Source organism: [Clostridium] hylemonae DSM 15053, from assembly GCF_008281175.1.
Classification (GTDB): Bacteria; Bacillota; Clostridia; order Lachnospirales; family Lachnospiraceae; genus Extibacter; species Extibacter hylemonae.
Map to the genome: position 1 here is coordinate 2776708 of NZ_CP036524.1, position 18984 is coordinate 2795691.

19 protein-coding genes are annotated in these 18984 nt (G+C 48.1%); 3 read left to right on the forward strand and 16 right to left on the reverse strand.

The window, feature by feature from the left end; translation table 11 throughout:
* The 6 genes from LAJLEIBI_RS12945 to proC form a co-directional block, all read right to left on the reverse strand.
* Complete coding sequence (locus LAJLEIBI_RS12945; RefSeq protein ID WP_006442543.1) at positions 1–1203, reverse strand: iron-containing alcohol dehydrogenase; 1203 nt, start codon at positions 1201–1203, stop codon at positions 1–3.
* Between the two features lie 107 nt (positions 1204–1310).
* Complete coding sequence (locus LAJLEIBI_RS12950) at positions 1311–2135, reverse strand: PHP domain-containing protein (RefSeq protein ID WP_040434854.1); 825 nt, start codon at positions 2133–2135, stop codon at positions 1311–1313.
* Between the two features lie 81 nt (positions 2136–2216).
* Positions 2217–2402 carry a hypothetical protein gene (locus LAJLEIBI_RS12955; RefSeq protein ID WP_006442545.1) on the reverse strand — a complete coding sequence of 62 codons (186 nt, stop codon included), beginning with the start codon at positions 2400–2402 and terminating at the stop codon, positions 2217–2219.
* Positions 2403–2464: 62 nt separating this feature from the next.
* Positions 2465–3190: a hypothetical protein gene (locus LAJLEIBI_RS12960; protein ID WP_006442546.1), complete on the reverse strand. Its 726-nt coding sequence runs from the start codon at positions 3188–3190 to the stop codon at positions 2465–2467.
* Between the two features lie 49 nt (positions 3191–3239).
* A complete protein-coding gene (locus LAJLEIBI_RS12965) occupies positions 3240–4235 on the reverse strand; it encodes a helix-turn-helix transcriptional regulator (protein ID WP_006442547.1) in 996 nt (331 codons plus the stop codon).
* Positions 4236–4985: 750 nt separating this feature from the next.
* A complete protein-coding gene (gene proC, locus LAJLEIBI_RS12970) occupies positions 4986–5780 on the reverse strand; it encodes a pyrroline-5-carboxylate reductase (protein ID WP_006442550.1) in 795 nt (264 codons plus the stop codon).
* 263 nt (positions 5781–6043) lie between these two features.
* Between proC and LAJLEIBI_RS12975 the strand changes: the two genes are divergently transcribed.
* Positions 6044–6691, forward strand: coding sequence for a GntR family transcriptional regulator (locus LAJLEIBI_RS12975; RefSeq protein ID WP_006442552.1), 648 nt, complete (start codon positions 6044–6046; stop codon positions 6689–6691).
* Positions 6692–6761: 70 nt separating this feature from the next.
* Here the strand turns inward: LAJLEIBI_RS12975 and trxB are convergent, their stop codons facing one another.
* The 9 genes from trxB to LAJLEIBI_RS13020 form a co-directional block, all read right to left on the reverse strand.
* Positions 6762–7676 (reverse strand): thioredoxin-disulfide reductase, encoded by a 915-nt coding sequence (gene trxB, locus LAJLEIBI_RS12980; protein ID WP_006442553.1) that lies wholly within the window; start codon positions 7674–7676, stop codon positions 6762–6764.
* A gap of 25 nt (positions 7677–7701) precedes the next feature.
* Positions 7702–10068: a ribonucleoside triphosphate reductase gene (locus LAJLEIBI_RS12985; protein ID WP_006442554.1), complete on the reverse strand. Its 2367-nt coding sequence runs from the start codon at positions 10066–10068 to the stop codon at positions 7702–7704.
* Positions 10069–10238: 170 nt separating this feature from the next.
* Positions 10239–10931 carry an anaerobic ribonucleoside-triphosphate reductase activating protein gene (locus tag LAJLEIBI_RS12990; protein WP_006442555.1) on the reverse strand — a complete coding sequence of 231 codons (693 nt, stop codon included), beginning with the start codon at positions 10929–10931 and terminating at the stop codon, positions 10239–10241.
* 79 nt (positions 10932–11010) lie between these two features.
* Positions 11011–11598 (reverse strand): TetR/AcrR family transcriptional regulator, encoded by a 588-nt coding sequence (locus LAJLEIBI_RS12995; protein WP_040434856.1) that lies wholly within the window; start codon positions 11596–11598, stop codon positions 11011–11013.
* 104 nt (positions 11599–11702) lie between these two features.
* Positions 11703–11972 carry an acylphosphatase gene (locus LAJLEIBI_RS13000; protein ID WP_040435444.1) on the reverse strand — a complete coding sequence of 90 codons (270 nt, stop codon included), beginning with the start codon at positions 11970–11972 and terminating at the stop codon, positions 11703–11705.
* Between the two features lie 149 nt (positions 11973–12121).
* Positions 12122–14497 carry a trans-4-hydroxy-L-proline dehydratase gene (hypD, locus tag LAJLEIBI_RS13005; protein ID WP_006442558.1) on the reverse strand — a complete coding sequence of 792 codons (2376 nt, stop codon included), beginning with the start codon at positions 14495–14497 and terminating at the stop codon, positions 12122–12124.
* 4 nt (positions 14498–14501) lie between these two features.
* A complete protein-coding gene (locus LAJLEIBI_RS13010; RefSeq protein WP_006442559.1) occupies positions 14502–15410 on the reverse strand; it encodes a trans-4-hydroxy-L-proline dehydratase activase in 909 nt (302 codons plus the stop codon).
* Positions 15411–15566: 156 nt separating this feature from the next.
* A complete protein-coding gene (locus LAJLEIBI_RS13015; RefSeq protein ID WP_006442560.1) occupies positions 15567–16523 on the reverse strand; it encodes a DUF1848 domain-containing protein in 957 nt (318 codons plus the stop codon).
* Between the two features lie 93 nt (positions 16524–16616).
* Positions 16617–17240, reverse strand: a complete 624-nt coding sequence (locus tag LAJLEIBI_RS13020) for a MerR family transcriptional regulator (protein ID WP_050765485.1) — start codon at positions 17238–17240, stop codon at positions 16617–16619.
* A 146-nt stretch (positions 17241–17386) separates the two neighbouring features.
* Here LAJLEIBI_RS13020 and LAJLEIBI_RS13025 point away from each other — a divergent pair, with 146 nt between their 5' ends.
* Positions 17387–17935 carry a biotin transporter BioY gene (locus tag LAJLEIBI_RS13025; protein ID WP_040434858.1) on the forward strand — a complete coding sequence of 183 codons (549 nt, stop codon included), beginning with the start codon at positions 17387–17389 and terminating at the stop codon, positions 17933–17935.
* On the forward strand, positions 17926–18315 hold the full coding sequence (locus tag LAJLEIBI_RS13030; RefSeq protein ID WP_006442563.1) for a DUF1284 domain-containing protein: 390 nt from the start codon (positions 17926–17928) through the stop codon (positions 18313–18315). The genes LAJLEIBI_RS13025 and LAJLEIBI_RS13030 overlap by 10 nt, the downstream gene beginning before the upstream one ends.
* 108 nt (positions 18316–18423) lie before the next feature.
* On the opposite strand, the gene LAJLEIBI_RS13035 is transcribed toward LAJLEIBI_RS13030, so the two are convergent.
* A complete protein-coding gene (locus LAJLEIBI_RS13035) occupies positions 18424–18960 on the reverse strand; it encodes an HD domain-containing protein (RefSeq protein ID WP_006442564.1) in 537 nt (178 codons plus the stop codon).
* Positions 18961–18984 lie beyond the last annotated feature (24 nt).

Sequence of the window (18984 nt, forward strand, 5' to 3'; positions counted from 1 at the left end):
CTATGCCCGAATCTGATAATAAATTTCCTTCAGCTGTGCCTTTTTCATGATCTTCGGTACCGGGTAGAGCGGATTTGCCTCTCTGGCCGCCCTTTTTGCCAGCATGTCGATATCGTCTTCCCTGATGCCTTCCAGCTTCTCCGGCAGGCCCATCCGCCTGTTCATCGCCCTGATCTCCGCGATAAATGCCTCCGCCTTGGCCTGATCCTCCTCGAATTCCTGCCCGATCCTGACAATATCCGCCAATTCCGCAAGCTGGATATAAATACTGCTCCCATAGGCATCCAGCACGTACGGAAGTATGACCGCATTGGCAAGCCCGTGGGGAATGCCGTATTCTCCGCCGAGACTGTGGGCGATCGCATGAACATATCCGACGTATGCACGCGTGAACGCCGCTCCGGCCAGGAAGGACGCCTTCTGCATCTTCTCCCTTGCCTCCATATCTTCCCCGTCTCTGTATGCTTTCTCCAGATTACGGAAGATAAGCTTTACCGCTGATACACTGTCCTCGATCGTCTCTGCCGTGTTGCTGCGCCCTATGTACGCCTCCACCGCATGGGTGAGGGCATCCATCCCGGTGGCCGCTGTGATATGCTTCGGCAGTCCTCTGGTCAGCACAGGGTCGAGCACCGCATACCGGGGGATCAGAACAAAGTCGTTGACCGCATATTTTTCATGTGTTTTTTCATTTGTCAGCACTGCCGCAAGTGTCGTCTCACTCCCCGTTCCGGCCGTAGTCGGTATCGCGATGAGCAGCGGAATTGGTTTCAGGATCTTCAGCTCTCCCCGCATGGACGATATCTTTTTACGCGGCCTTGCCACTCTGGCGCCGACTCCTTTGGCACAGTCCATCGGGGAACCGCCGCCGAACGCGATGATCGCGTGACAGTCGTGTTCACGGTACAGTGCAAGCGCCTCCTCTACATTGGCGATCGTCGGGTTTGCCACTGTTTTGTCATATACCGTACAGTGGATGCCGGCTTCCCGGATCCACTCCACAAGCTGCCTGTGCAGTCCAAGGGCAGAAATACCCGGATCGGTCACAAGCAGGACATTTTTGATTCCTTTTTTCTGTATTATGGCAGGCAGCTTCTTGAGACTGTCCCTGCCGGTTATCATCTTTGGCTTTCTCCAGAAAGGCACACGGTCCATGACAAACTTCATCACCTTCTGAAACAGCCGGCACATCATACTATACATCGCTTCGTTTTCTCCTTTGTACTTTGTTCCTCATCATTATCCGGACATTAAACAGATGTATGAACATAAGAGAAGTCCTCTGCATACACTGCAAAGGACTTGTCTCATTATTTCATTCGCTCCAGATACGGGATCTCGATCGGATCGATCGGGTCTACCGGATTTTCCACCTGGCCTTTTTGTCTTCTTCTGTGACGCTTGAGCAGCTCGCCGCCCTTATTGTAGAACCAGAAAGAATATACAAGCAGCTTGTTCACCTTCCCGATCTTGTCTTTCGTTGTCTTGTTGTACAGCATTCCTCCCGCCTCAACAGGCACTTTCCTGCGTATGAGCGAGATAAGCTCCGTCTCACACGTCACATGCTCCGGCAGCACCGTATATCCTCTGCCGACACAGTCCAGCTTGTGGGAATCACTTCCTCCGATCCCCGGCTTTTTATATTTGCGGGCCAGCTTTGCCGCCCCTTCGTTAGATTCCTCCGGCTCACACGAATTAAACGCCTCCACAAAATCAAACCGTTTGATGATCTCCGGTGATTTATAAAACTTCTTTGTATTTGTAAAACTGAGATACTTCTCCCCGCAAGGATGAGCCGGCCCGAGGATTCCCCCGTGCCGGTGCACAAAATCGATCAGCACAGCTACAGGCAGACCGCGCAGTTCCAGCAGTCTCATCTTTACACCTTCCGGCATAATACAGATAATGTGCCCTGCATCACAAGTATCGTACTCTATCCCCTTGAGCACGACAAAGTCATCATGCACCTTGCCCTTCATGCTGTTTTTCCAATGGCGGTAGCCTTTATAGGTATCATGGTCTGTGATAAGCATTCCGTCAAAACCATTTTCCTTTAACTTTGTGATATATTCATCCAAGCTTACTCTGCTGTCCACCGAACCTTCTTTTACGTGACAGTGCATATCTATCTTCATCAGTAAGCCCCCTTTATTCATTTTTATGTTTATATTATATCACATCCGCCGCAAAATACAACTAAACACAGTCCATATGGGTTAATTTGCCTTGCCGTCCGGCGATAACGACTGCAGCAGATATTTGATGAGAATGCCGCATAACACCCAGACAGCCATGTACAAGTATTCTGAAATATGGATCTCCGTAAATCCAAACAAGACAACGGACGCCGCCTGCATCATGATCCCGGCTGTGAGCAGCACAATTTTTAAAATTCTGTACATAATAAAGCACCTCCCCTGTTATAGTTCACACTATAACAGAGGAGGTGTGTCATAAACAGGACTCAATCTTCGTCGTCCTCTTTTTCTTCCGCGTCATCGTCAAGTATCATTCTTGCCTTCTCTACCTCGGTTTCCCTGGATACTTGTTCTTTATATTTTTTTGCGTGTACCTTTTCCGTCTTACCGATCTTTCTGGAATGCATCATAAACTGGACGCTGATACCGATAACCGCCATGACGATCCCGATGCCAAAGCCTATCCACGCATTTGCCGCAAGTCCTGCAAGCTCGGCCGCAGCCACCCCCGCCGAGACACCGCCGGACAGACCGGTAACGATGATGACAAGCGGTTCGATAAAGATGACGGCAAGCACTGCAAACACAACCGCGACCGCGATGCTGATGATGAGCGGAATAAGTGAATCCGGCTTCAGCAGCATTGCGCATACGCCAAACACATAAGCCAGCACCATCAGAAACACTCCGAATTTATAGAGGAAAAATGCCATCGCGCCGAGAATAACGGCCCCGGCGATCACCACAGCCAGAAATGTGATCTTTGTCAGTCCAAGCCCGACCGCCACGGATACTCCGATCCCCGCGCCGATAACGGCCCCGGCGGCGGCAGTCAGTATTTTCACAAGCTTAAGTCCGAACAGACACACGAGTATTCCGATCGCAGCCGCAACAATGAGCGCCGTCGTCCCCTGTACAGCGCCTGAACCTGTGAGCTTCGACGTTCCGTCCAATGCATTGCCAATTATGTCATTTAAGTTTACCATTTCCATGATATCGTCTCCTTTGTCCCTTATTAATCATCCGTGCCGGCGGAACCGGTCATGTGCCGCAGGCATAAGTATCTATGATTCCCTGAAGAAGTCTCCTGTGCTCCCCGGCAACCGCCTCAGGTGAAACTATTATAACATCTTTTCCTAATCCTGTTAACCACCCAAAAAACTGTTCACTCACAGCAACCTGGACCCTGGCCGTAAAAAAACCGTCCCCGTCTCTTTTTACTGCGGCCGATTTTCCGAACCGGTCAATGACTACCCCGATCAGACGGTTTGGGAAACGGATGGATACCGTTTCTTCCTTCCCCGCGAACATCCCAAAAGTTTTTTTCGAGTACCGGGCCGGATCAAAGTCCCGGAATATCTCCGCCCCTTCTCTGTTCTCCTTCAGGACCTCTATTTTCAGCATTTTATCCACTCTGAAATGCCTCAGAGCGTTCTTGTCCGCATCATAGCCTATCAGATAATAATTTTCTTCCGTCCAGTTGAGCGCCCACGGACTGATATAATAGAATTTCCCTTCATTGCGCAGTACAGTTGTCTTGTCCAATGTCCACTGTGTATACTGGAATCTTATCTTAGAATTCCCCGAAATGGCGGCGTGTATCTTGTCCACATTGTAATAAATGCTCTCATTCATCGTCTTGATCCGGTCGGAAACATACACCTGTCTCTGCAGACAGGATGCTTCATGCCTGCTTGCCAGCGCTTCAATTTTTTTGATCAGGCTTCTGGACTTCTTCTCTGTGATAAAACGTGAGGACTGCACCGCATCCACAAGCAGCTTAAGCTCCGGCAGTTCAAAGCAGTGGCTCGCAAGATAGTACCCTTCCGGCTGTTCTTTTTTATACTCTATATCCATGCCGTACTGTCTGAGCGTCTCAATATCGCTGTATATGCTTTTCCTGGCGGCCTGGATGCCGTTTGCTTCCATGGCAGTCAGAATCTCTTTCATTGTTATCGAATGTTCCGTATCTGTCTGCCTCTCCAGCAGATCCATCAGAAACAGCAGTTTTATTTTCTGGTTATAAGCTTTCGGCATATCGTTGTCTCCATCGCATTTTGCTTTGCCCGGCAAGATCGGCCCGGTACAGCTTTTTTATTACGCATCCTATTATAGCAGGACACAAAAGGACAGTAAAGATGGGCATCAATTATATTACATAAATGACACCCATCCTTACTTTGATTCTTCAATCATTCTTTTACCCTTTCTGTTGGTAAAATTTTTTTCTCTGATCAACTTGGATCAGATTCATAGTTTAATTTTTTGGCGGTCCGTACCTTCCTTTCTTAAACTATTTCTTTGAATTCTGCTTTCACTCTTCGATAATATTTTTAATAACCCGTTTTGTTTGATACATCATACTTACTGAACTTCTTACATCCAATCAATACTTCTATTCTTCCGAATCTCCTTATCAACCAACGTTATTAAAAATTATCTCTGTATGAATGCGTCCTTCAAATTTTAATAATAAACTCACTTCCAACAAATGTTTTATCTGTTTTCTTATCTTGTTTATTATTTATGTCATTATAATACACCAGTTAATTCTATTTGTCAATATCTTTTTTATAAATAATTATATTTTCTGTTAATTTATATCCTGCACGTGTATTAAACACATATTTCCCCGCAAAACCGCTTCACAGGGCAGACGAAAGACCGCATCCTGCGGATACGGTCTTTTATCTGAATATATACGTACCTTCACCCCGGGAAAACAGGCGGAGCCGGCATATAAATTTACAGCAGCTTATGGAACGCCACCGGTTCAATTCGTGTACCTTACAGACTCCTGGATATGTCTTCACACACTTTCATTGCCTCGATCACGGCACTTCTGAACCCTCTCTCCTCCAATACGCGGACTGCCTCGATCGTCGTCCCTGCCGGGGAGCAGACCATGTCTTTTAGTTCTCCCGGATGCTTTCCAGTCTCCAGTACCATCTTGGCACTTCCGAGCACTGCCTGCGCCGCAAACTTATACGCCTGCGGTCTCGGCATTCCGCCTGATACGGCGGCATCGGCCATGGCTTCAATAAGGACGAACACGTAAGCCGGTGAACTGCCGCTTACGGAAACTACCGCGTCCATGAGGCGTTCCGGCACGACTTCAACCTGGCTGAAACTCTGAAGCAGCGTCTTTACATATTCCATCCCTTTATCGTCCATATGCTCATTCGGGCATGCAGCCGTCATACCTTCTCCGACCATCGCAGGTGTGTTCGGCATCGTGCGGACGATCTTTACCGGTCTGCCGAACTTCTCTTCGAGCCACGCAAGCGTCTTTCCGGGCGCAATCGTGATTATAATCTGATCATCTTTAATATCGCCCTTTATCTCATTGATCACGTCCTCATAGAACTGCGGCTTTACAGAAAGAACGATGACTTCTGCCTTTTCCACAACTTCTTTGTTACTGTCAGTCACATGGATGCCAAACTGTGTCCGCGCTTTCTCTCTGCCCGGGGCAAACAGATCTGCTCCAATGATCTCCTCCGCCGGAATGATCTGTTTCTCAATGATTCCTCCCATGATGGCAGACGCCATATTACCTGTACCGATAAATCCCAATTTCATGCTGCATACCTTCCTCTCTCAACATAGTTTATTTCTTGAACTGCAGGTGTTTCATATGATATGTATTTGTATACATTAGAATAATTTGTATACAATTTTTCTATACTTAATATAGCACTGCATTTTTCAAAAGTCAACATATATTGAAAATAATATTGTTTTTTCCTTTAAAACACGTTATAATTTGTATACAATATGAATCAGTGTATACTAATCGTTTTCATCCGTCTGAATATATTTATCTAATAGAAAAGAGGTGCCCTATGGCTGAAAAAACGATCTCTCTGGCCGACCAGGCTTATGAAAAAATAAAATCAAATATCCTGAAACTGAGCTACCCGCCCGGAATGTCCCTTACTGAGGCTATGCTCACAAAAGAACTCGGCATGAGCCGGAGTCCCGTGCGCACCGCAATACGGATGCTGCAGGCGGAAGGTCTTATCGTTACGGACTATTATAAATCCATGACAGTGAAGGAGATCACAGATAAGGACATCAACGAGATCTACCAGCTGAGAGAACTACTGGAGGGCGAGGCCTTTAAAATGATATTTTCCGAAAAGCGCCATGAAGAGTTTTCCTACCGCATCGAGGAGAAGATCGTGCGCATGTGCGCCGCGGCGGGAGACGTCTACGAGTGGGAAGTGGCGGACACTGCCATGCATATGGAGATCGTCAGCATATTTGAAAATGAGCGTATCAACAAAATTTATGAAAGTAATCTGTCGGAGCTCATACGAATGGGACAATATTCTATAAAAAACGGAATGCATATACCGAAAACGAATGAGAATCTAAAGAAGATGGTGCGTTACATGAGAAAAGGGGATTATGAAAGATCATTTGAAATATTGAAGGCAGATCATTTTGGAATCGGCAAAAACAGTGCACTGAAAAAAAACAGCGTTTAAGACTGTGCCCGAAAACGGCCCCGCTCGCATCACACGATGCGGCGGGGCCGTTGTTTCGGGCATATTTACTTTACACACCCATTTCTTCGATATATCTGCAGGCCGCAAGGGCCGCCACCGAACCGTCCGCTGCTGCTGTCGTGAGCTGGCGCACTTCTTTTGTGCGGCAGTCTCCCGCTGCAAAGATGCCCGGACAGGAAGTCATACAGTCTTCTGCCGCAAGAATATAACCTTCTTCATTCAGCTTTACTGTCTCCTCAAACGGATCGTTGTTTGGCTTTTGTCCTACTGCTATAAAAACTCCCTCTACTTTAAGTTCTGAGGCTTCACCTGTCTTCTTGTTCAGGATGCCGACACTCTCTACCGCATCTGTGCCCTTGATCTCAGACACAACGCTGTCAAGTACAAATGATACATTCTCTCTTTCACTCAGTGACGCCACAAGATGCTTCTCTCCCCGGAATTCATCCCTCCGGTGGATCACATACACATGGCTGCAGTATTCGCTTAAAAAGACTGCATCCTGAAGCGCAGTGCTGCCTCCTCCTACAACAGCTACATCGCTGCCTTTAAAGAACGCCCCGTCACACACCGCACAGTATGATACTCCCGCCCCAACAAGCGCCTCTTCACGCGGTACTCCAAGATGGCGGTGCGTTACCCCGGTTGCCAGGATCACTGTCCTGCATGGTATCTCCGCATCTTCTGTCACGACGATCTTGTTCCCGCCGTCTTTTCTGACAGCTTTCACCTTCGTATATTCCAGCTCTGCCCCAAGGGCAGATACCTGTTCCGCCATCGCTGTTGCAAACTCACTGCCGCTTACTTCTGCGATTCCGGGATAATTCTCTACGTGAGGAGATAACGTAATTTGCCCACCGAAGGTTGTTCCTTCGATGAGCAATACTTTTTTCCCCGCACGCAGTCCATAGATCGCAGCTGTCATTCCGGCGGTGCCGCCTCCGACAATTACAATATCATACATAGGACTACCTCCTCATAAGAGTAATCTAATTACTCTCTGTATACTTTTTAATGTTCGATGCATTGGCAAGCTTTTCCACACCGTTCTCATCTATGACGATAAGTGTCGGCGCCTGCTTTATGCCATATTTCTCCACGAGATCCGCATGTTCTTCTGCATCTACAAGCATATAATCTATGTGTGCCTTTTCCAGCATGGCTTTTGCCATCGTACAGTTCGGGCATGTCTTTGTAGTGAAAAGGATCTTCTGCGGTTCTCCTGCCTCCTGCTTTGGCACTTCATCAATATGTTCCCCGGATTTTGAAGTAATATGCAGCTTGGAATGACTCAGGTCATAAACCTTTCTGTCCTTGAATTCCTGTGATTTACCGTCGTTCCAGTTCTGGACCGGACGGTAATAACCGGTGATCCTGCTGTATACTTCCGTCGTCTCGCCGCATTCCGGGCAGCTGTACTCTTCTCCGTTGATATATCCGTGGTTCTTACAGATCGAATAGGTCGGAGACATCGTATAGTAAGGAAGCCTGTAATTTTCCGCTATTTTCTTCACAAGTGAAGCTGCCGACTTCCAGTCAGGAAGCTTCTCGCCGAGGAACGCGTGGAACACTGTTCCGGATGTATATAGCGTCTGCAGTTCGTCCTGGATATCAAGCGCCTCAAAGATATCTTCCGTATACCCTACCGGCAGGTGGGAACTGTTCGTGTAATACGGTGTCCCGTCTCCTTCTGCCGCCGTGATGATGTCCGGGAATTGTGCCACATCGTGCTTTGCAAATCTGTACGTTGTGGACTCTGCCGGCGTCGCCTCCAGATTATACAGCTCGCCGTATTCTTCCTGATAACCGGAAAGCCGCTCCCTCATGTGATTCAGCACTTTCTTGGAAAATTCCTGCGTCGCTGTGTCTGTCATATCCTTTCCGATCCATTTTGCGTTCAGGCCTGCCTCGTTCATTCCTATCAGACCGATGGTTGAAAAATGATTGTCAAACGTTCCGAGATATCTCTTTGTATACGGGTAAAGTCCTTCGTCCAGAAGCTTAGTGATGACCGAACGCTTCACATGAAGCGAGCGTGCCGCGATGTCCATCATTTTGTCCAGACGCGTGAAAAACTCTTCCTCATCCGCTGACTGGTAGGCTATTCTCGGCATGTTGATCGTCACAACGCCTACAGAGCCTGTGCTTTCGCCGCTGCCGAAAAAGCCGCCTGATTTCTTGCGCAGTTCCCTCAGGTCAAGGCGAAGTCTGCAGCACATACTTCTGACGTCGCTTGGCTCCATATCACTGTTGATATAGTTGGAAAAATAAGGTGTCCCGTATTTTGCCGTCATTTCAAATAAAAGCTTGTTGTTCTCTGTCTCGGACCAGTCGAAATCACTCGTGATGGAATAGGTCGGGATGGGATACTGGAATCCACGGCCGTGCGCGTCTCCCTCGATCATGATCTGGATAAATGCCTTGTTGACCAGATCCATCTCTCTCTTACAGTCGCCGTATGTGAAGTCCATCTCTTTACCGCCCACGATAGCCGGCATATTGACAAGGTCATTCGGCACCGTCCAGTCGAGCGTGATATTGGAAAACGGCGCCTGTGTGCCCCAGCGGGACGGAGTGTTCACACCATAGATAAATGATTCAATGCATTTTTTCACATCTTCATACTGCAGGTCATCCACCTTTACAAACGGGGCAAGATATGTGTCAAAAGAAGAAAATGCCTGTGCGCCTGCCCATTCATTCTGCATAATACCGAGAAAGTTGACCATCTGGTTGCAGAGCACGCTCAGATGCTTTGCCGGTGAGGATGATATCTTTCCCGGAATGCCGCCGAGTCCTTCCTGGATAAGCTGCTTTAACGACCACCCTGCACAGTAGCCTGTGAGCATGGACAAGTCGTGGATATGGATGTCAGCGTCTCTGTGTGCCTGTCCGATCTCATCATCATAGATCTCCGACAGCCAGTAGTTCGCAGTGATCGCCCCGGAGTTGCTGAGAATGAGTCCGCCCACGGAATATGTGACCGTTGAATTCTCCTTGACGCGCCAGTCCGTTACCTTCACATAGCTGTCCACGATCTCTCTGTAGTCCAGCATGGTGGAATTCAGATTACGTATCTTCTCTCTCTGTTTTCTGTATAAGATATAGCCCTTCGCCACATCTGCATATCCCGCCTTGATCAGGACTGCCTCAACGCTGTCCTGGATGTCCTCCACCTGAACGAGCGAATTCTTTATCTTTGGTTCAAAATCAGCGGTAACCTTCAGCGCCAGCAGATCGATAATATCCTGATTATACTCTTTCTCCTGTGCGGCAAACGCCTTGCTGATCGCCTCGCTGATTTTTGTGATGTCAAACTTTGCTATCTGACCGTCTCTTTTTGTTACTTGATACATGATAGAGCCTCCCCACTTATTCTTTTTTTCTTCCGTTCTTTATACAAATATCATTTTCATTTGTCGGTTCTTTTATCTTACCACTCTTCTGGTATGACAGTCAACAAAAATAACAACATATTGTGCGTTTTTTTGATTCTTTCACAACATGTTGTTATTGTATAGTTATGCTATAACCCGCGTATTTCCGCGGTCTGCACGTATTTTTCCACCACTTCCAGCGCCTGTTCCATAATTTCCCTGTTGTATCCGTGAAGCCCTTCCTGTATGAGATCTCCCGAATCTACAAACTGCTGGAGGTAGTACCGCTGCGCTCCCCTGATCCACCTGCCGATGGACTCAAAATCCGAGCGCTGGTGAAACTCCAGCACAACGGTGGTGCGGAATTCATAGGGCACGGCGTCACTTAGAAGATACTGGACGCTTCGGTGTATGTTCCGTATGTCATAATCCCTGATACCGATCGTCTTCCCGTAACTCTCCTGGGAATTCTTGATGTCCATGGCTACATAGTCCACAAGTTTTTCGTCCACGAGTCTCTTGAGCTTATCGGGAAAGCTTCCGTTTGTGTCAAGCTTTACCGCGTACCCCATCTCCTTGATCTGCCTCAGAAATGGTTCTATATCAGACTGTATCAGCGGCTCACCTCCGGTAACGCATACCCCGTCCAGCACTCCCATGCGCTTTTTCAGAAACGCAGACACCTCTTCCTGCGTTATCTCTTCGTTCTTATAAGTATCTACCACAAGTGAAGCGTTGTGGCAGAAGGGACACCGGAAATTACATCCTGCTGTAAATATGGTACAAGCCACTTTGCCCGGATAATCCAAAAGTGTAAGCTTCTGTAAACCTTGAATCACCATACATCTTCCTCTTTCCTGTAACATATTTCTATGTCTTATTGAACGCCGGCAGTTCTATAAATCTGCCTTATGAAACATATTATGCCTTAAAATGTTCCATCATGACCGGCATGCATTCTCTGCTGTACCTGGTGAGGGAGTAGCTTCCCTTGTTGAGGCACCAGTCGGATACGAGCGCCCTCTCACACATGGCATAGTATTTCACGATCTCCCTGACTGTCCTGTCGGCGCGGATCTGTCCCCGCCTCTGCCCCTCCTCCACAACTTTGGTGATGAGCTTATAATATTTGCGGTTACTGTCAAGCAAGTGTACCTGACCGTCCGCCACAAGCTGGGTGGAGTAAAGAGACGCGAGCAGGTCAAGGCTTATCTTCTCTTCCATCATAGCGTGCATCTCGGCATTCAGATACAACAGCTTTACAAAACTGTTCATGCCTGTATCCATCTTCTGTTCCAGCTCCTCATAGTAATCATCCAGTATAAACGCCAGTGTATTCAGCAGTTCATCTTTCGTGTTGAAATAATAATAAAAAGAACCTTTCGACGTCCCTGACAGTTCAATGATATCATCCACGGTCGTTCCATTGTATCCTTTGTCATGAAACAACTGCCACGCCGCCGATACGATTCTGCTTTTAACACCTTTCTTGTCTTCACTTTTCCCCATGTCGTCCCTCTTTCTCTCTTCCTGTCGGTATATATGTATATAAAACATTCTAACATAAAAGCATTTATTTGAATAACTACTTTTTCCATTCATGGCACAATAACTTATCTGGACTCAAAGCCGGCCTCCCGCTCCAGAGGGATCCCCTCCCAGTCTATCCAGTCTATCTCGATGAAACTGTTGTTATTTATGCCGGTGAGCAGTTTATTTATCATGGGCTCCCGCCCCTGAACCTCCATCGTCACGGTTCCGTCCCACTCATTTTGCACCCAGCCGGTGAGCCCGAGCGACCTTGCAAGATATTTGGCCGTGTAGCGGAAGCCCACGCCCTGGACTCTGCCTTTAAACACGTACCGTCTGCGGATCTCTGCCATCTTATCCCCACTTTCCACATTAGTTTTCCATCCTATTGTAGACTTTTTTACAGAGAAAATCAATTGGGGACAGGGTGAAACGCGGCTGGGGACGGAGGTTTTTTAAAAAACCTCCGTCCCCAGCCGCGTTTCACCCTGTCCCCAGCCGTTTAACTAAAGCTCTGTTCTGTCCGCTCGATGATTTCGTCCTGCAGCGCCTTGCTCAGATTTCTGAAGTGGTCGCTGTAGCCTGCCACGCGCACGATCAGATCCTTATAATCTTCCGGATGCTCCTGCGCCTGTATGAGTGTCTCTTTATCGATAACGTTAAACTGAATGTGGTGTCCGTCCATGTTGAAGTAGGTGCGCACGAGATTGGCCATCTGGTCAAGCCCTTCTTCTCCGGCAACTACACTCGGTGTGAACTTCTGGTTCAGCAGTGTTCCGCCTGTCTGAAGGTGGTCCATCTTGGCACACGATTTCACGACAGATGTAGGACCGTTTGTATCCGCGCCTTTTTCCGGAGAGATTCCCTCGGATACGGGCTTGTGGGCCAGACGTCCGTTGGGGCTTGCCATCATGACGTCACCGAAGTATACGTGGCACGTGGTTGGCAGCATGTTGATGCGGTACATACCGCCGAGCATATTCGGCCGTCCCGTCACCTGGCTTCTGTAGTATTCAAACACATCTTTCATGATGCTGTCTGCATAGTCGTCGTCATTTCCGTATTTCGGCGTCTTGTTGCACACAATATTCCAGATCCTGTCATGCCCTTCAAAATTATCCTCCAGCGCCTGCATCAGCTCTTCCATCGTAAATGTCTTCTTTTCATATACGTTGTACTTCACAGCGGCCAGACAGTCTGTGATCGTTCCGATCCCTACTCCCTGGAGATATTTTGTATTGTATCTTGCGCCGCCTCCATTGTAGTCTTTCCCTTTGGAGATACAGTCGTTCGTGATGATGGATAAGAACGGCACCGGCATATTTTCTGCGTATATCTTCTCGATAACATTGCTTCCCTGCACTTTGATATCAATGAAATATTTCATCTGCTTTTTAAATGCGTCGTAAAGTTCTTCGTATGTCTCGAAGTCCGCCGCATATCCGAGCTCAAGGCCGAGCTGCTGCCCGCTTACTTTATCGTATCCGTTGTTCAGTGTCAGTTCAAATATCTTCGGTATATTAAAGTATCCGGTGAGAATATATGCCTCGTTGCCGAACGCCCCTGTCTCCACACATCCGCTCGTGCCGCCGCGCCTTGCATCCTCCAGTGATTTTCCTGCGTTGAGCAGCTCCTGTACGATAGCTTCTGTGTTGTAGAATGCCGGCTGTCCCCAGCCTTTGCGTGAGATCTCACAGGCACGTTTGAGGAACTTCTGCGGTGTCTTTCTGCTGATCTGTACATTGGAACTTGGCTGCAGCAGCTTCATCTCATCCATGCAGTCCAGTATGAGATAACTTACATTGTTCACGCCATTCTCTCCGTTTGGAGCGATTCCGCCTGTGTTGAGGTTTGCAAAATCTGTGTATGTGCTGCTCTCTTTCAGCGTGATCCCAACCTTCGGCGGTGCCGGCTGGTTGTTGAATTTAACCCACAGACACTCTAGCAGTTCCAGCGCTTTCTCATCATCCAGAACGCCCGCTTCCACATCCTTTTCATAAAATGGATTCAAATGCTGGTCAAGACGCCCCGGGCTGTACGCATCCCATGGATTCAGCTCACTCGTGACACCGAGATGTACAAACCAGTACATCTGGATCGCCTGCCAGTATGTCTCTGGCTTATGAGCCGGGACAACGTCACAGTTGGCCGCGATCTGAAGCAGTTCTTCCCTGCGCTTTGGATCTGTCTCCTTCTGAGCCAGGTCTCTTGCGAGAGCCGCATACCGTTCACCGAGGATCATAATGGCGTCGCAGGCAATTTTCATGCCCTCCAGCTCATTTTTCTTATCCAATGCCTCCGGATCATGAAAGAAATCCAGTTTATCTATGGATGCCTGGATATCCTCCTTATAATCGAGAAATCCCTTTTCATATATTTTCACAGAACCAACCGTATGTCCCGGTCCGCGCTGCTCCATAAATTCTGTAAACAGTCCTGCTTCGTACGCCTTCTTCCACTCCGGTGTCATCTGTCTCAGGATCTTGTTGCGGATGCATCTCTTATCCCAGAACGGGATCATCACCTTTTCCTGTGTCTCAAAATCTTTTTCTTTTACCTTAAAGCTTATGAGTTCCCGGTCATTCATGACATGCATATCTTCCATCGTATGGCAGCACAGTTCCGGGAATGTAGGAGATGCCTGGGGAGAGTCGCCTTTCTCGCCCACAATGAGCTCTCCCTCTCCTATGTATAAAGTCTTCGCTGCAAAATAATCTTTCAGCACCTGCGCGCGCAGTTCCGGAACAGAGAGGGCTCCCTCGTATGTCTCATACGTCTTTGTCATACTTTCGGCCCGCTCCATGTCAATATGTGCCGGTGTGTCCAGGCTGAGCTTTCTGAGTTTCCTGATGCGTTCGTTCATTCCTCTTTCTTCCATTTTCTTAACCTCCTATTTTTACATTCTGGAATCCTGATTGTTTAAACAGTGTCACAAACTGCTCCATCTCTTCGCCGGACGGCGCGTGAAGCTTAGTTCCGCCATATGTAAGCCCAAGCTTTTCATATTTTCCTGAGCCTGTATTGTGGTAGGGGAGAAGATTTATATTCGCCACCCTGATCTGTTTCTCCCTGAGGTATCTGATGATCTCTTCCATATCTTCTTTCGTTCCGTTTACTTCCCGTATGACCGGAATACGGATATATATACGGGCGCCTTTGCTGCTGATCCGTTCCAGATTCTCCAGAATCTGTTCATTCCCCATGCCCATATACTTTTTATGTATCTCGTTGTCCATCGTCTTGATGTCATACAAAAAGGTATCTGTATATGGGAGCAGCCGTTCAAAATTTTCGTACGGCGCCTGTCCGCACGTATCTATGGCCACCGATATGCCCATCCTGTCAAGCCTTTTTACAAGTTCTTCTACGTAATCCATATCCGCCATCATGACTTCCCCGCCGGACAGTGTTACTCCGCCGCCGGATTCTTCATAGAACATCTCGTCTTTTCTCAGCTCTTTTACCAGTTCACTGACCGTATATTCTTTCCCTGCCACTTCCCGCAGATTCAGGTTACAGCTGTCCACACATGTGCCGCAGCCGGTACAGAGCTTCCGGTCTGTGACCATCTTTCCTGCCTCTTCCCGCACGGCATTCTGCGGACAGACCACGGCGCAGCTTCCGCACCCGGCACACCGCTCACTGTCACAGAGCAGCTGGGGCTTAAAGCACTGCGTCTCCGGATTGTGGCACCAGAGGCATTTCAGCAGACACCCTTTAAAAAATACCGTCGTCCGTATCCCGTCGCCGTCGTGGATAGAATACTTCTGGATGCTTGTTATCAAACTCATTTCTTCACCTCACACGTTGTTCGTTTGTTATTAGACTAACGTTCGTACTTTAGTCTAAACATAGCAAAAAAACAGCTCCTTGTCAATAATTTATCAAGGAACTGCGTATCATTTCATGAAATTCAATATATTATATCCAGTATTTTTGTGCACATTTCACAAAGCATCTTTCGGCGCGCCGACGCCGTAAGGAAGGTCAAACAGTGATATCTGCATATCTCTGCCGGACTGTACCTTACGCTCCACGATCGTCTCATCTCCGCGCAGATGTCCGACAAGAAGCGGTGACTCCGGGTCGTGCTGAGCATGCTTCTTCTTAGCGCTCTCAGCGCCTCCTGTAGCGTAACAATACCGGCATCCGTTGACACAGGTGTCGTACATCCCAATATCAATACTCTCCGCGCATCTGCATTCTTTTCTCTGTCCGGCGTCCTTTTTCAGATCAAGTTTATAGCCGATGATCTTGCGTATTTTCTCCTTATCGATACAAGCGCTGTGATGTATGCCGTACCTCTCCAGATTTATTTTCTCAGCGCAGGTGTACAGCGGGAGTTTGTACTTCCCGGCAATTTCGGACAGCCCCTTTGCCGCCTCCAGCATATCTTCCTCTTCCATCTCCGGATAAGGATTCTCTCTGCAGCCGTCCATGAAACTGATGATACACCGGTCTGTATAATTGTGAAGCCATTCGCACATCATCTCAAACTTTTCCAGATGATAGCCAAGCGTGTACTTTCCGCTCAGGATGATCGGATCAAATCTCCAGTCGACCCGCTCTCTCCCGAGACGCTCGGCAAGCAGCACAAAAGTGGCCATCGATTCCTCTGTTGAAGGTATATTTTCCTCCATGTCTTTCTCATAATCTGTGACAGTCATCTGAAAGCAATACCGGTATCCAAGCCGGTCGATCTCCTTGAGACCGGGCAGGAGCGGCTCCGGATTCTTCGTCCAGAACACAATACAATCAACCGTATCCGGTGACAAGGCGATACGGCTGATCTTTTTCCTGTTGTATGGATTTGGCACTAATATCTCCCCCGCTTTCAGGCGGTTGACAAACCAGTCCGGATAACACGCGGGGATATCGGTTCTTCTGCTTGCGCTGATTATCATCTCTGCTCTCCTGACTCCTTTAATTCTTATAATATACTGAAAAAATAAAGTTGTCAAAGGAAGAAAAATTCCATTCCCCGGAGCCTGCCATGCCTAGCTCATACTGTCTTCTTTATAGTGCTCAATCCTGTAATCGATCACTCCCATCACAGCGACTGCCGCCAGTGCGGAAAACATCAGCGGAACGCTCAGCCAGAACGGCAGTTCATAATGAAATACAAATTTCAGGGACAGCATAACAGGCATATATATCAGAAATACGGTCTGCCATATTCTGTTGCACATATTCCTGTAGCTTTCCAGACGGTAGATTTTATCCAGCTTCATTATCTTCACTCCTCTCATCTTAAAGAAATCGTTCTGCATATCCATCAGAGTTACATCCAGCTCATCAAACGTGTCGTTCCTATGCATAAGCTCGTCACAGAGACCTCTCGCCTCGGACAGCTCTGCCAGCTCTCTTTCAAGCGCTGCCTTTCTCATACCGACAACGTCCGAAACTGTCCGTTTGCCTTCTTTTACCAGCTTGATATCCTTCACCGGAACGCCGAGCACTCTCAGGAATTTGATCTTTTTCAGATCTTCCACATCCTGCATGCTGTACTCCCGGTAATTATTTTCCTTATTTCTCTCCGGAGCCAGAAGGCCTTCGTCCTCATAATAACGGATGTTTGCTTTTTTCATATCTACGAGATTTTCTACTTCTTTAATTGTCAAATGTATTCCTCCTTACATGTATCTAACACCTTAAAGTAACTTGAATGTCAATAGTTTTCTGCATTGTTAACTATATTTTTTATCAGGTTGACAATCTTTTGATTTTCAGATATACTGCCTACAGAATCATTTATGAGGAGGCTGCTATGAACGAAAGAAAATTATCCATTCAAGATATCTGTACTATCAGTCTGTGTACTGCAGTTACCGCAATTATGGCACAGATATCCATACCTATGCCGATGGGGGTGCCGATGACCATGCAGACGTTTGCTGTTACGCTCGCGGCGGTCATACTCGGCGCCAAAAAGGGCGCTGCCGCTTCGCTTATCTATGTACTGCTCGGCGCCGCAGGCGTACCGGTCCTGGCTAACTTTACCGGCGGTTACCAATATCTCATCGGTCCTACCGGAGGATTTCTTCTTACCTTTCCTGTTATGGCATATATCATCGGACTTGGCGCAGAAAAGTTCCGGCGCGCAAACAGCGGCTTCATTATCTGCCTTATCCTGGGAACTGCTGTGAACTACATCGGCGGCATCGCGATGTTCTGCCTTGTGACGGGCAGCAGTGTGTGGGCCGGCTTCACCGCCTGCGTACTTCCGTTCATCCCGACCGCAGTGATAAAAGCCGGACTCGCCGCCGCGATCGGGCTTAAGATCCACAGAAGGCTGGTGAGCGCCGCATGCGTCTGAGACCCCACCACCTGCTCTGTACGCAGGGCTACTCCGGCAAAGGCTACAGCCCGGAATTTGTAAAGAATATGGATGCAGTCGTCCGCCGTCTGCGGACAGAGCAGAAGACGCCGATAGAGCTTGTCTTCTCCACAGATGATCTCTGTTCCTGCTGTCCCGATATGCTTGCCTGCGATCTGTGCCGGGAAAACGAAAAAGTGAAGCGGTTTGACCGCAAGACTGCCGAATATTTCGGGCTCGAGGAAAAGACATACATATACCAGGAACTGACAGCCCACATACGCAGTCATATCACCCCTGAAATACTGGAAGACATATGCGGCGGCTGCAGCTGGTACCCTGTGAGCGCCTGCCGCAAAAACATAACCGGTAAAAAATAAGTTCCATCTGTCCGGGCATAAAAATCAGGCCGGAACCTGCACGCATCATGTAGGGTTCCGGCCTGTATTATATTCATCCGCTCCGGACCGTTCCGGTACAGACAGCTTCTATCCGAAATTCTTTTCCACCAGCCTGCAGTATTCTTCGTATGCCTCCACACCGCCAAAGCTGTCTGCAAGTGCATCCCGGATTCCCTTATAGTACCAGCCGATCATCGCTTTGTCTTTCATGCGGAACCTCTCCCACAGCTTTTCTCCTTCCACAGGATAGTCTCTGTCAATGTCTCTCATGTTAGACAGTTTATCCGCAAGCCCTATCATCTGGACTTCCACCGGTGACCTTCCGATATGGCGGATCGTCGCGCCTTTCCGCTCCACCCATGTCTTGGATTTGTCCTCACTTTCCTGAGCGACCATCACCGCCACCCTGACACTGAATTCTTTCGCGAGCACTTCCTCCGTAATGCCTTCACAATCCTCGATCGTATCGTGAAGCACCGCCGCGCTTATGACCTCTTCGTCTTTCGTCATAGTGGACACAATATCCCCCACCTCGACAGGATGGACGATATATGGCCGCCTCGTCCCTTTTCTGAACTGTCCTTCGTGTGCCCTCGTTGCAAATTCAATCGCTTTGTCGATCATACTGCTGTACCTCTTTCATTCATA

What these genes read in the sequence shown, in the direction of transcription:
- LAJLEIBI_RS12945 (WP_006442543.1), bottom strand. Translation starts at nt 1,203, where the DNA reads ATGTATAGTATGATGTGCCGGCTGTTTCAGAAGGTGATGAAGTTTGTC.
- hypD (WP_006442558.1), bottom strand. Translation starts at nt 14,497, where the DNA reads ATGGAAGAAAGAGGAATGAACGAACGCATCAGGAAACTCAGAAAGCTC.
- LAJLEIBI_RS13025 (WP_040434858.1), top strand. Translation starts at nt 17,387, where the DNA reads ATGAACGAAAGAAAATTATCCATTCAAGATATCTGTACTATCAGTCTG.
- trxB (WP_006442553.1), bottom strand. Translation starts at nt 7,676, where the DNA reads ATGTATGATATTGTAATTGTCGGAGGCGGCACCGCCGGAATGACAGCT.
- LAJLEIBI_RS12975 (WP_006442552.1), top strand. Translation starts at nt 6,044, where the DNA reads ATGGCTGAAAAAACGATCTCTCTGGCCGACCAGGCTTATGAAAAAATA.
- LAJLEIBI_RS12965 (WP_006442547.1), bottom strand. Translation starts at nt 4,235, where the DNA reads ATGCCGAAAGCTTATAACCAGAAAATAAAACTGCTGTTTCTGATGGAT.
- LAJLEIBI_RS12990 (WP_006442555.1), bottom strand. Translation starts at nt 10,931, where the DNA reads ATGGTGATTCAAGGTTTACAGAAGCTTACACTTTTGGATTATCCGGGC.
- LAJLEIBI_RS13010 (WP_006442559.1), bottom strand. Translation starts at nt 15,410, where the DNA reads ATGAGTTTGATAACAAGCATCCAGAAGTATTCTATCCACGACGGCGAC.
- LAJLEIBI_RS12960 (WP_006442546.1), bottom strand. Translation starts at nt 3,190, where the DNA reads ATGGAAATGGTAAACTTAAATGACATAATTGGCAATGCATTGGACGGA.
- proC (WP_006442550.1), bottom strand. Translation starts at nt 5,780, where the DNA reads ATGAAATTGGGATTTATCGGTACAGGTAATATGGCGTCTGCCATCATG.
- LAJLEIBI_RS12950 (WP_040434854.1), bottom strand. Translation starts at nt 2,135, where the DNA reads ATGAAGATAGATATGCACTGTCACGTAAAAGAAGGTTCGGTGGACAGC.
- LAJLEIBI_RS13035 (WP_006442564.1), bottom strand. Translation starts at nt 18,960, where the DNA reads ATGATCGACAAAGCGATTGAATTTGCAACGAGGGCACACGAAGGACAG.
- LAJLEIBI_RS12985 (WP_006442554.1), bottom strand. Translation starts at nt 10,068, where the DNA reads ATGTATCAAGTAACAAAAAGAGACGGTCAGATAGCAAAGTTTGACATC.
- LAJLEIBI_RS13015 (WP_006442560.1), bottom strand. Translation starts at nt 16,523, where the DNA reads ATGATAATCAGCGCAAGCAGAAGAACCGATATCCCCGCGTGTTATCCG.
- LAJLEIBI_RS13000 (WP_040435444.1), bottom strand. Translation starts at nt 11,972, where the DNA reads ATGGCAGAGATCCGCAGACGGTACGTGTTTAAAGGCAGAGTCCAGGGC.
- LAJLEIBI_RS12995 (WP_040434856.1), bottom strand. Translation starts at nt 11,598, where the DNA reads ATGGGGAAAAGTGAAGACAAGAAAGGTGTTAAAAGCAGAATCGTATCG.
- LAJLEIBI_RS13030 (WP_006442563.1), top strand. Translation starts at nt 17,926, where the DNA reads ATGCGTCTGAGACCCCACCACCTGCTCTGTACGCAGGGCTACTCCGGC.
- LAJLEIBI_RS12955 (WP_006442545.1), bottom strand. Translation starts at nt 2,402, where the DNA reads ATGTACAGAATTTTAAAAATTGTGCTGCTCACAGCCGGGATCATGATG.